The sequence below is a fragment of the Bradyrhizobium forestalis genome, from assembly GCF_002795245.1.
Classification (GTDB): domain Bacteria; phylum Pseudomonadota; class Alphaproteobacteria; order Rhizobiales; family Xanthobacteraceae; genus Bradyrhizobium; species Bradyrhizobium forestalis.
In genome coordinates, this window is the sequence record NZ_PGVG01000063.1 from 16,874 (window position 1) to 28,113 (window position 11,240).

Annotated in this window: 10 protein-coding genes; 3 read left to right on the forward strand and 7 right to left on the reverse strand. The window is 63.8% G+C overall.

What is annotated here, in order from left to right:
• The first annotated feature begins 134 nt into the window (after positions 1 to 134).
• Positions 135 to 1,007 (forward strand): hypothetical protein, encoded by an 873-nt coding sequence (locus tag CVM73_RS36590; RefSeq protein ID WP_167407272.1) that lies wholly within the window; start codon positions 135 to 137, stop codon positions 1,005 to 1,007.
• Here CVM73_RS36590 and CVM73_RS36595 read toward each other — a convergent pair.
• On the reverse strand, positions 1,004 to 1,564 hold the full coding sequence (locus CVM73_RS36595; protein WP_167407271.1) for a carboxymuconolactone decarboxylase family protein: 561 nt from the start codon (positions 1,562 to 1,564) through the stop codon (positions 1,004 to 1,006). The two genes, CVM73_RS36590 and CVM73_RS36595, sit on opposite strands and share 4 nt — an antisense overlap.
• A 151-nt stretch (positions 1,565 to 1,715) precedes the next feature.
• Here CVM73_RS36595 and CVM73_RS36600 point away from each other — a divergent pair, with 151 nt between their 5' ends.
• On the forward strand, positions 1,716 to 2,291 hold the full coding sequence (locus CVM73_RS36600; protein ID WP_100236591.1) for a hypothetical protein: 576 nt from the start codon (positions 1,716 to 1,718) through the stop codon (positions 2,289 to 2,291).
• A gap of 29 nt (positions 2,292 to 2,320) precedes the next feature.
• Here the strand turns inward: CVM73_RS36600 and CVM73_RS36605 are convergent, their stop codons facing one another.
• Positions 2,321 to 3,466, reverse strand: a complete 1,146-nt coding sequence (locus tag CVM73_RS36605) for a PLP-dependent cysteine synthase family protein (RefSeq protein WP_100236592.1) — start codon at positions 3,464 to 3,466, stop codon at positions 2,321 to 2,323.
• Between the two features lie 105 nt (positions 3,467 to 3,571).
• The gene (locus CVM73_RS36610) at positions 3,572 to 4,036 is read right to left on the reverse strand and encodes an Lrp/AsnC family transcriptional regulator (protein WP_100236602.1); all 465 of its coding nucleotides are present in this window, start codon (positions 4,034 to 4,036) and stop codon (positions 3,572 to 3,574) included.
• Positions 4,037 to 4,198: 162 nt separating this feature from the next.
• On the opposite strand from CVM73_RS36610, the gene CVM73_RS36615 reads away from it, so the two are divergent.
• Positions 4,199 to 5,212, forward strand: coding sequence for a 1-aminocyclopropane-1-carboxylate deaminase (locus tag CVM73_RS36615; RefSeq protein ID WP_100236603.1), 1,014 nt, complete (start codon positions 4,199 to 4,201; stop codon positions 5,210 to 5,212).
• 225 nt (positions 5,213 to 5,437) lie between these two features.
• Here the strand turns inward: CVM73_RS36615 and recQ are convergent, their stop codons facing one another.
• From recQ to CVM73_RS36635, 4 genes are all read right to left on the reverse strand, one after another.
• Entirely contained in the window at positions 5,438 to 7,303 is a 1,866-nt protein-coding gene (gene recQ, locus CVM73_RS36620; protein WP_100236593.1) for a DNA helicase RecQ, read from the reverse strand.
• A 298-nt stretch (positions 7,304 to 7,601) separates the two neighbouring features.
• The gene (locus tag CVM73_RS36625; protein ID WP_100236594.1) at positions 7,602 to 8,345 is read right to left on the reverse strand and encodes a polysaccharide deacetylase family protein; all 744 of its coding nucleotides are present in this window, start codon (positions 8,343 to 8,345) and stop codon (positions 7,602 to 7,604) included.
• A 106-nt stretch (positions 8,346 to 8,451) separates the two neighbouring features.
• A complete protein-coding gene (gene metA, locus CVM73_RS36630) occupies positions 8,452 to 9,450 on the reverse strand; it encodes a homoserine O-succinyltransferase MetA (RefSeq protein ID WP_100236595.1) in 999 nt (332 codons plus the stop codon).
• A 12-nt stretch (positions 9,451 to 9,462) separates the two neighbouring features.
• Positions 9,463 to 10,764, reverse strand: a complete 1,302-nt coding sequence (locus CVM73_RS36635; protein WP_100236596.1) for an O-acetylhomoserine aminocarboxypropyltransferase/cysteine synthase family protein — start codon at positions 10,762 to 10,764, stop codon at positions 9,463 to 9,465.
• Positions 10,765 to 11,240 lie beyond the last annotated feature (476 nt).

An 11,240-nucleotide genomic window follows, 5' to 3' on the forward strand; every position in this document is an offset into this window, starting at 1 on the left:
CCATGCCGTCCATCGCTTGCGGATAGCGCTTGACCAGACGAGCGATCACGTTCCATCTAACAACGGTTTCGCCATCAAATCGCCACGCGTCGGATCGTCACGTGCCTCTTCGCAGCCAATCCCGTCGTCCGGTTTTGCGCGCTGCCGCGACGGGACTGCTTTGTCTGGCGATCCCGGCAGGTGGAGCCTTCGCGGCCGACGGTGAGGAGGACAAGCCGACAAAGCCGGCGGTGCCGAACATCTATCTCGACCTGCGCACGATCTATGCGGCGATCCCGGCGGGCACGCTCGGGCTCGGCTTCGGCAACACCTCGCTGTCGGCCGCATTCGGAGCGCTGGCGGCGCAACGCGGCACAACGCTGCCGAACGGCTTGCCGGCGGCAAAGGCCGTCGCCGTCGACCTGCCGCTGACCGTCGACGTCACCGACCGCGTCTCGCTTTATGGCGGGGTGTCGGGCTCCACCATTGACATCGGCGGCGGCTGGTCGGCGTTCGACGTCACGAGCTGGAACATTGGCGTGCAGGCCGACCTCTACCAGCAGAATGGCGGGAAGATCCCGACCATCAGGCTGCAGTCGACCCTGACGCAGTCGGTGCCGAACGAGCACGGCATGACGAATTCCTTCAACAACATCCTGGAATTCGACTACGCGCTCGACGAGGACGAGACACGCGGCTGGCTGGCCGGCATGCAATATACCTACACCACCATCGCCAGCCCGTTCGCCAGTATCCGGCCGAACACAATCCTCTATGCCGGCGGCTATTATCAATGGCCGAGCAACTGGAAGTTCACCGGACGCGTCGGCATGCAGTCCTTCAGCGGCGCGCAGTTCGCAGGCCGAACGATAGCGGAGTCCTTCACCCAGCCGACCCTGCGCCTCGACCTCGACCGCATGGACGACAACGACAACCGCCTGTTCGGCATCACAGCGCAGATCGCGTGGACGCCGAAGCCGGCCTACCAGCTGACGCTGCGCACGCCGTTCTACGCCGTGCGCAACTAATCCGGCACCGGCACGTCGAACGTGTTGAGCGTGACCGAGACCATGCAGTAGACGCCGACGAGATAGGACAGCTCGGCTGCGCCGTGCTCGCCGAACTCCTTCACGGCCGCGCGCCAGGTCAGCTCCGGCAGTACGCCACCGCCGACCAGGGCCGAGGCCATGTCATAGGCGACCGCCTCCTGCCTGGTGAGGTCCACCGGCCGCTGGCCGGCGACGATGGTCGCGAGCTTCTCGTCGGACAGGCCACGCTGCTCGGCCACCAGCACATGGGCATAGAGCTCGTAACCGGACCGGAAATGCGAGCCGGTGACGAGAATCGCGACTTCGCGCACCGGCGCGGGCAACAGCGGATTCGACGCGACCGCCTTGACCAGCTCCCACACCGGCCCGCCGAAACGCGGCTCACGGATCCAGGGATTCCAGGGCCCGAGCAACGCGCCGTCGTCGCGCATGTTCACAAAACCCTTGAAATGGTCCTTGATGCCGGCCTGCATATCGTCATAGAGCGGCTTCTGCTCGTCGGTCAGATCCTTGGGATCGAGAATGGGAAGGCGCACGGTGGGGTCTCCTCGTTGAGAAGAGCTGACGGTCGCTTGCACAGGCATGCAAGGCAAGTGAAGTTGCCGTGACGGTCGTGCGATTTTGCAAGTGGCGGGGAGAGACAAATACAACCATGTTATGTCCCGTGATTCATTGGCGGGGCATGCGATGGCCGATCTAATCGTCGGACTTGATAGCTGGATCGTTCAGGACGGCAACTATGGTGACTTCGTGCAAGCGACGAAGGTTTCATTCGCGCTCGAATTCTGTCCGGTCATCACGCTTCCGGGGTCCGGTCCACACGACCGCAAAGCGCCGTCCATCACTCATCGGTTCGACAGTTCTTATGACATTGTTGCCCAGGTCGTGCATGCCCACGATGACTGGTGGGTGCTGGACGCCGGCCTTCTTATGTATTGCGACGGAAAGCCTCCCGACAATGCCCGCCTGGGCGCCTGGTTGGGAGGACTGGTCTTCATCGGAGTAGACCCGTTCTTCTACTTCGAAAGTCACGCGCATCTCCCCGGCGCCCCCGCCATGGTCTACGATTGGAAGATCGAAAAGATCGAAGTGGAGACAGGCCCTTTCATCGAAACGAAGCCAAAGCACTTCGAGCGCGATCCCGAGAAGCGCGGATGGAAAGAGGTCGCCAGGACCGATGCTTGGCACGATGATGGAGGATATTTGCTCCACTGTACCCGTCTTGATGGTCCGCGCCTGCCCAAAAGCAGAAGCCATCCCTGATCGGCGCGCAGCATCATTGCCTCGGCGCCTTATTCGCTCTGCGGATTGACAACGTCATCGACGTCAAGCATCAGCGGCTCGCCTGCCGCGAGGAACGACGACAACGCAGCCTCGAACGGCGCCGGATCGAGGCCGCGCGCCTTCAACCATGCGGGCTCGTAATAGGTCTGCCGGTAGCGCTCGCCGGAATCGCAGATCAGCGTTACCAACGATCCCGTCACGTTCGCCTGGCGCATCTCCGAGGCGAGCCGGCAGAGCGCCAGGAAGTTGGTGCCGGTGGAGCCGCCCACCGGACGACGCAGCCGGCGCGACAGCACGTTCATCGCCGCGATCGTTGCCGCATCCGGGATCTTCATCATGCGGTCAACCACGCCCGGCACGAAAGAGGGCTCGCAGCGCGGGCGACCGACCCCCTCGATCAGCGACGGACGGTCGCAGACACGGGAGCGGTCCTGCGAGCGGAAGCAGTCGAAGAAGGCGGAATGCTCGACATCGGCGACGCACAGCCGCGTCGGATATTGCCGATAGCGCAGATAGCGCCCGATGGTGGCCGAGGTGCCGCCGGTGCCGGCGCCCATCACGATCCAGTCCGGCAGCGGGCGCGGCTCGCCTTGCAATTGCGTGAAGATGGACTCGGCGATGTTGTTGTTGCCGCGCCAGTCGGTGGCGCGCTCGGCGAAGGTGAACTGGTCCATGTAGTGACCGTTCATGCGGGCGGCGAGCGCGGCCGCTTCCGCATAGAGCGCGCGGCCGTCGTCGATCAGGTGGCAACTGCCGCCATAATGCTCGATCGCGGCGATCTTCTCCGCCGAGGTCGTGCGCGGCATCACGGCGTAAAAGGGCACGCCGATCATCTGCGCGAAATAGGCTTCCGAGACCGCCGTCGATCCCGACGAGGCCTCGACGACGGGCGTGCCTTCGCCAATGTGGCCGTTGCAGAGCGCATAGAGGAACAGCGAGCGCGCGAGGCGATGCTTCAGGCTGCCGGTCGGATGCGTGGACTCATCCTTCAGGTAGATGTCGATGCCGGAGAGTGCCGGCACGATCAAGCGGATCAGATGCGTGTCGGCGGTGCGACACTGGTCGGCCTCGATTGCGGCCACGGCCTCGTCGACCCATCCGCGCCGATAGGCCGGCCCGGCTGGATTGTACTGGCGGAAGGGGAATGTCTGCATCGCGTGAATCTCCCATGATGCGGATTGCGCATCAATAGCGCCGGCCTGTTTTGACGCGTTTTCTTGACGCGAACCGGTTTCCACTTCGCTGGAAAACGCTTCTGCTCAAAACTCCAGCGGCGCGTTGTCGACGACTTCCTTCATCACGAAGAAGGTGCGGGTCTGGCGCACGCCGGGCAGCGCGATGAGCTGCTCGCCGTGGATGCGGTTGAAATCCTCCATGTCGCCGACCCGGATCTTCAGGAAGTAGTCGAAATCGCCGGCGACGAGGTGGCAGTCGAGCACGAATTTCAGCTTGGCGATCGCCTGCTCGAAGATGGCAAAGCTCTCCGGCGTCGAGCGGTCGAGCACGACGCCGACCATCACCAGCGTGCCCTTGGCCACCTTCTTCGGTGCGACCATGGCGCGCACGGTGGCAATGAAGCCGTCCTCGAACAGGCGCTGGGTGCGGCGATGGCAGGTGGCGGGGCTGATTGCGACGGTCTCGGCCAGCTCGGCGTTGCTGAGCCGACCGTTATTCTGAAGCAATCTCAATATCTTAAGGTCGATGCGATCAAGCCGCGCTGCCACGGAAGAAGCTTTCATTTATGACGTATATTCTGGAAGGAATTTTACTCAATAGCTCTCGCTGCGCAAGTAAACTACAGGATAAGCACCATATTCGAGAGCACATTTTTCCAGGGCGATGCTAGCTCCGGTCCCAGACGCCACCGCCAATCGGGATGACCCATGATGCTGGAAAAATTCGCGCGCTATCCGCTGACCTTCGGCCCGACGCCGATCGAGAAGCTGGAGCGCTTGTCAAAACATCTCGGCGGCAATGTCGAGATCTATGCCAAGCGCGAGGACTGCAATTCCGGCCTCGCCTACGGCGGCAACAAGCTGCGCAAGCTCGAATACATCATTCCGGATGCGATCGCCTCCAATGCCGACACGCTGGTCTCGATTGGCGGCGTGCAGTCCAACCACACCCGCATGATCGCGGCAGTCGCGGCCAAGCTCGGCATGAAGTGCCGCCTGGTGCAGGAAGCCTGGGTGCCGCACGAGGACGCCGTCTATGACCGCGTCGGCAACATCATGCTCTCGCGCATCATGGGCGCCGACGTGCGCCTGGTCGACGACGGCTTCGACATCGGCATCCGCAAGAGCTGGGAGCAGGCGATCGAGGAGGTGAAGGCCGCGGGCGGCAAGCCCTATGCGATTCCCGCCGGCGCCTCCGTGCATAAGTTTGGCGGCCTCGGCTATGTCGGCTTCGCCGAGGAGGTGCGCAAGCAGGAGAAGGAGCTCGGCTTCAAGTTCGACTACATCGTGGTCTGCACCGTCACCGGCTCCACCCATGCCGGCATGCTGGTCGGTTTTGCCGCCGACGGCCGTGCACGAAAGGTCATCGGCATTGATGCCTCGTTCACGCCGGCGCAGACCAAAGCCCAGGTGCTCGAGATCGCGCAGAACACCGCTAAACTTGTCGAGCTCGGCAAGGATCTCGTGGAAGACGACGTCGTCCTGATCGAGGACTACGCCTATCCCGCTTATGGCGTGCCGTCGGAGGAGACCAAGGAGGCGATCCGCCTCACCGCGCGTCTCGAAGGCATGATCACCGACCCCGTCTACGAGGGCAAGTCGATGCAGGGCCTGATCGATCTTGCGAAGAAGGGCTTCTTCGAGAAGGGCGCGAAGATCCTCTACGCCCATCTCGGCGGCGCGCCGGCGCTGAACGGGTATGCGTATGCGTTTAGGAATGGGTGAGTGAGGGCGTAGCGCTCGCGCGTCATACACTGCTGTCGTCCCGGGCAAGCGCAAGCGCAGACCCGGGACCCATACGCCGCAGCAAGAGTTTTGCGAAGACTCGTGGTTGCCAGCTTTCGTAACTGCATCAGCCTGTGGTTATGGATCCCGGATCGGCGCTCCGCTTCGCTACGCTTGTCCGGGATGACGTGTTGAGGGAGTTGGGCGCACCAACAACCCCCGTCCCTACCGCGTCCTGATGATCTGCAGCAGCTCGTCGCCGTAATGCTCGAGCTTCTTGTCGCCGATCCCCGGCACGTTGCGGAGCTCGTCCAGCGTGGTCGGCCAGGCCCGGACGATGCCGTCGATCGTTGCGTCATGCAGGACAACATAGGCCGGCACGCCGCGTTCGCGGGCGACGTCTGAACGCCAGGCGCGTAGGCGCGCGCGCAGCTCGGGATCGACATCGCCTTGCGGCGCGCTGGCCGCGGGCGCGAGATCGCCGCGGCGGGATTTGGCGCGGCTCGAACGGACGCGGGTGGCCGGCGCTTCCTCGCGCAGCCACACCTCCGTTTCGCCGCGCAGCACGCCGCGCGAGGACTCCGTCAGCTTGAGCGCTCCAAACGCCTCGCTGTCGCTGCGTAAATGTCCCATCGCCACCAATTGCCGCAGCACCGTGCGCCACTGCTTTTCATTGAGCTCGCGTCCGATGCCGAACACCGACAGCTTGTCGTGGCCGAACTGCGTCACCTTCTCGGTCAGGCGCCCCACCAGTACGTCGATCAAATGCATCGCGCCGAAACGCTGTCCGGTGCGGTAGACGCAGGACAGCAGCTTCTGCGCCAGCACCTTGCCGTCGCGCATCTTGGGCGGTGTCAGGCAATTGTCGCAATTGCCGCAGCTCTCGCCCATCACGATCTCGCCGAAATAGGCGAGCAGCCGCCGGCGCCGGCAATGCGGCGTTTCGGCGAGGCCGACCAGCGCATCGAGCTTGCCGATCGAGACCCGCTTGAATTCATCAGAAGCGTTGGACTCGTCGATCATGCGGCGCTGTTGCACGATGTCGGAGAGGCCATAGGCCATCCAGGCCGCCGACGGCTTGCCGTCACGGCCGGCGCGCCCCGTCTCCTGGTAATAGGCCTCGATGCTCTTGGGCAGATCCAAATGGGCGACGAAGCGCACGTCGGGCTTGTCGATGCCCATGCCGAACGCGACGGTCGCGACGATGACGATGCCGTCCTCGTTGAGAAAGCGGTCCTGGTTGCGCGAGCGCACGCTGCCGTCGAGGCCGGCGTGATAGGGCAGCGCCGTGATGCCGGCGTCTTGAAGCGCGGCGGCGACCTCCTCGACCCGGTTGCGCGACAGGCAATAGACCACGCCGGCATCGCCGATGTGGCGCTCGCGGATGAATTCCTTCAACTGCGACACCGCATTGCGCTTGTCGACGATCTCGTAGCGGATGTTGGGCCGGTCGAAGCTCGAGACGAATTGCGGCGCGCCGTCGAGCTGAAGCCGCGCGACGATCTCCTTGCGCGTCAGCTCGTCGGCGGTCGCGGTCAGGGCGATGCGCGGCACGTCGGGAAACCGCTCGGCGATGATGGAAAGGCCGACATATTCGGGCCGGAAGTCATGGCCCCATTGCGAGACGCAATGCGCCTCGTCGATCGCGAACAGCGCCACCTTCGCCTGCGCCAGCAGCGACAGGCAGCGCGGCGTGACCAGGCGTTCCGGCGCGACATAGAGCAGGTCGAGATCGCCGGCGAGCAGGCGCCGCTCGATGTCGGAGGCTTCCTGCGGCGTCAGCGACGAATTCAGCGCGGCCGCATTGACGCCCGCCTCGATCAGGCCGGCCACCTGGTCGCGCATCAGGGCGATCAACGGCGAGACCACGATGCCGCAGCCTTCGCGCAGCAGGGACGGAAGCTGATAGCACAGCGACTTGCCGCCGCCGGTCGGCATCAGCACCAGGCAATTGCCGCCATCGGTGACATGCCGAATGATCTCACCCTGCGCGCCGCGGAACCCCGGCAGGCCGAACACCGAATGCAGCACCGACAGCGCGTCGCGGCCATTGGCCGGCGCAGGCAGCGGAGCGGTGGAGGGAGCGGACATGAGCGGAACAGATCAGGCCGTGAGATTCGTCACAAGGCCAGTCGCATGCTGGCGCGGACGTGGCAAGACCGTTTGCGGAGCTTGCACCGGTCTTCCCTCTCCCCTTGTGGGAGAGGGTGGCTCGCCGCGCAGCGGCGAGACGGGTGAGGGGATCTATCCGCAAACTCGATAAGTCTTGTTCGCGGAAACATACCCCTCATCCGGCGCCATAGCCGAAGCTTCGCTTCGGCGTTCTTAAGAACGGCGGCCGAAGGCCGCCTATGCCACCTTCTCCCACAAGGGGAGAAGGAAAAAGAAGCTACGCCCCGATTCGTCGCAGCGCTTCCGCGACCGTCACGATGGGCATGCCACGTCGCTGGGCCGCCTCCAACGCGTGGCGCATCAGGCGCGACGTGCAGCCATAGGGGCTCGGCGCCTCGGCGACGTCGTGGCCGTAGAAGATTAGCCAGCCGCCGCTTGCGACCGCCTCGTCGAAATAGCGATCGATCCCTGCCTTGTCGATCTCGCAATCGACCAAAGGCGAGGCGCGCAGGAACTGGAGGTCGATGACGCCGCTGTTGACGCCGGGCAGGATGCCGCGCGCGGAACGGAAGGTCTTCGCGAGTTGCGGCTTGCGCCAGACCGAGGCGATCCCGTAGGGATAGGCGAAGTTCTCCAGCGTGATCGAGGCATCGATGCCGCGGAAATAACTGCGGTTCCGCTCGATCTCGCGAGCCATCGCGGCTTCGTCGAGAGTGGCCGAGCTCTGGTGCGAGAAGGTGTGGCAGGCAATCTCGTGCCCGGCGCGGTGGAGTTGCACGATGGCGTCATTCGACAGGCCATGCCAGTGGTCCGAGGGACGATCAATCAGGCTGCCGGCGAGGTAATAGGTGCCGCGGCCGCCATGCTGCTCCAGAAGCGCGGCGCCCTCGCCTGCGGCGCTATCGGGGGCGTCGTCGAAGGTGAAGCTCACCATCGGCGCATGCGCGGGCAACCGGTGCGGCGCTGCGCGGAAATGCCGGGCCAGCCGATTGCTCACGCGTCCCTGGAGTGCCGACCACACGTAGCGTTTCCCTTGATGTCCAATTTTCTCTACTGAAACATTCGTGCGCAGGTTGAGGCAAGCCTAACGCCTGGGTAATCCTAACGCGGAATCAAAACCCCTTCGGTTAGCGCGCCGCCACCGACGCGTCGGCGCCCGCGCCGAGATAGCGCAACCAATTTCGGAAGAGCACCGCCGCCGCGTTGCCGGCGCCGATATCGGCGCGCAAGTTCAGCCCGGGCAGCTCGTTGCTGAGCGCGGGATGGCGCTGATGCGTTGCCTTCTTCTCGAAGCGAGCCAGTTTCTCTTCAGTCGCTGCGTCAAAATAACTCACCGGCAGGCGCGGATAGTTGTCGCGCTCCCGCGCGAGATAGCGGCCGATGTCGCGCAGATATTCGCGCTGGAGCGACAGCGCGTCATATTCCGGGTGGCCCTGGAAGAACACGAAGCGGCTGGCATATTGGCGAACGAAGACGTCGACGCCGGCCTCTGCCGAGCGTGTCAGCACCTGATAACCGGCCTGCACAAGATCGCTCTCGGCGATCTCGTTCAGGCGTGAATGCGAGACTTTGAGCGGCGCAGGCGCAGCGCGGGTCAGCGGATCGCTCGTCACGACGTCGCAATCGAAAATGCCGTGGCATTTGCCCGGCAGCCGCCGCCGCTCAATGCCGTCGAGATGCAGCACCGCGGCATGCGCGGCAAGGCACGACCAGATCGTCGAGCGCGTGTTGGCCCTGGCCCAGTCGATCAGGTTCGTGAGGTCCCGCCAGTAAGGCTCCTGGTCGAGCTCGGGCGCGATCGGCTCGGCGCCGGTCACGATCAGCCCGTCGAACTTTTTTCGCCCGAGATCGGATAGGTCGGAATACTCGTTCTCGACATGCCATTTCGCTTCGGGCGAGCGCTTCACGCTGGGAAGGGAGAAGCAGTGGAAGCGGATACGGCGCGAGCCTGCTGCGGCCTGGAGCAGCTTCATGAACTGCCGCTCGGTCGCCTTCAGCGCCAGATCCGGCATGTTGTTGACGAGCCCGATGGTGAGTTCGGCGCCGGCATCGCGCGCGAGATCGTGCTCGGCCGGCACCAGCGCCGGGCCCACGATAACTTGATCCCTGTCGATCAAGACCGTCATGGGCGGCGCCGCCTACTCCGCCGCCTGAAGACGCGACAGCGGACAGGCCGTTTCCAGCGCCTGGTCGATGTCCTCGATAATGTCTGAAACATGCTCGATGCCGATCGACAGACGGATGGTCTCCGGCAGCACGCCGGCGACGCGCTGCTGCTCCGCCGACATCTGCCGGTGCGTGGTCGAAGCCGGATGACAGGCGAGCGACTTGGCATCGCCGATATTGACGAGCCGCGTGATCAGCTTCAGCGCATCGTAGAAGGTCTTGCCGGCCTCCATGCCGCCCTTGATGCCGAAGGTGAACAGCGAGGACGCGTTGCCATTCAGGTACTTCTGCACCAGCGGATAATAGGGGCTGTCCGGGAAGCCGGTGTAATTGACCCAAGCCACGCGCGGATCGCCGCGCAAAAATTCGGCGACCTTGCGGGCATTCTCGACATGACGCTCCATGCGCAACGCCACGGTCTCGATGCCCTGCAGCAGCAGGAAGGCGTTGAACGGCGACAGCACCGAGCCCATGGTGCGCTGATAGACGCTACGCGCGCGCTCGATATAGGCGGTGCGGCCGAACCGCTCGGCATAGACGAGGCCGTGATAGGAAGCATCCGGCTTGTTGTAAGCCGGGAAGCGCTCAGCATATTTGGCCCAGGGGAAGTTTCCGGAATCGACGATGGCGCCGCCGAGCGTGGTGCCGTGACCGCCCAGGAACTTGGTCAGCGAATGCACGGCGATGTCGGCGCCGTAATCGAACGGCTTGAGCAGAATCGGAGTGGCAACGGTGTTGTCGACGATCAGCGGTACGCCATGCGCATGGGCGATCTTCGCCAGCGCCTCGATGTCGCAGACATTGCCGGCGGGATTGCCGATGGTCTCGGCGAACACGGCGCGGGTGTTCTCATCGATCAGCTTCTCGATCGCCTCAGGCTTGTCGCTCTCGGCGAAGCGGCCGGTGATGCCCTGGCGCGGCAGGATGTGGGAGAGCAGCGTGTGCGTGGTGCCGTAGAGTTGCGGCACGGATACGATGTTGCCGCCGTGATCGGCGACGTTGACGAAGGCGAAATGCAGCGCCGCTTGACCGGTCGCGACCGCAAGCGCGCCGACGCCGCCTTCGAGCTCAGCGATGCGTTTTTCCAGCACCGCGCTCGTCGGATTGGCGATGCGGCTGTAGCGAAAGCCCTCGGCCTCCAGATTGAAGAGAGCCGCGCCGTGATCGGCGCTGTCGAAGGCGTAGGCCGCGGTCTGGTAGATCGGAACGGCCACCGCGTGCGTGGTGGCCTCGGGCTCGTAGCCGGCGTGAATAGCGATCGTCTCGTTGCGCATCGTGCCACCTCCGCGTGTAGCGGGCCGCACTTGTTAGCCTGTATGAGGCACGTGCATTGTCCGCCGCTCCTCTGTTAGAGGCGGGTGGTAAAGCGGACAATAATTCGCCTAGAGATCGAGGAAGTAACCCTAATGCTTGTTGGCGGAGTGGCTGCGATTCGGGTTAAATTCGATTAATGAATTTGCACGCTGTGCCGCGGCAGTGATGGTGCCATCCTTCCCCCCTTGTGGGAGAAGGTGGCGCGAAGCGCCGGATGAGGGGTATCTATCCACACGCTAGATACGAGCTCGTGGAGAGATACCCCTCACCCGTCTCGCCGCTCTGCGGCGAGCCACCCTCTCCCACAAGGGGCTAAGGCGTGCACAGATTTTTCTTGCCTTGAGTGAATCGAGTCTGATTCTTTGCAGTGCGGTTGAGAAGGATGACCGCATTGAAGGCAGGAATGGATTGGTCGGTCGGCCGTTTTGGAGACGTT

Excerpts from the sequence above, each read along its gene's own strand:
- CVM73_RS36600 (WP_100236591.1), top strand. The coding sequence starts at position 1,716 with ATGGCCGATCTAATCGTCGGACTTGATAGCTGGATCGTTCAGGACGGC.
- CVM73_RS36605 (WP_100236592.1), bottom strand. The coding sequence starts at position 3,466 with ATGCAGACATTCCCCTTCCGCCAGTACAATCCAGCCGGGCCGGCCTAT.
- CVM73_RS36615 (WP_100236603.1), top strand. The coding sequence starts at position 4,199 with ATGCTGGAAAAATTCGCGCGCTATCCGCTGACCTTCGGCCCGACGCCG.
- recQ (WP_100236593.1), bottom strand. The coding sequence starts at position 7,303 with ATGTCCGCTCCCTCCACCGCTCCGCTGCCTGCGCCGGCCAATGGCCGC.
- metA (WP_100236595.1), bottom strand. The coding sequence starts at position 9,450 with ATGACGGTCTTGATCGACAGGGATCAAGTTATCGTGGGCCCGGCGCTG.
- CVM73_RS36635 (WP_100236596.1), bottom strand. The coding sequence starts at position 10,764 with ATGCGCAACGAGACGATCGCTATTCACGCCGGCTACGAGCCCGAGGCC.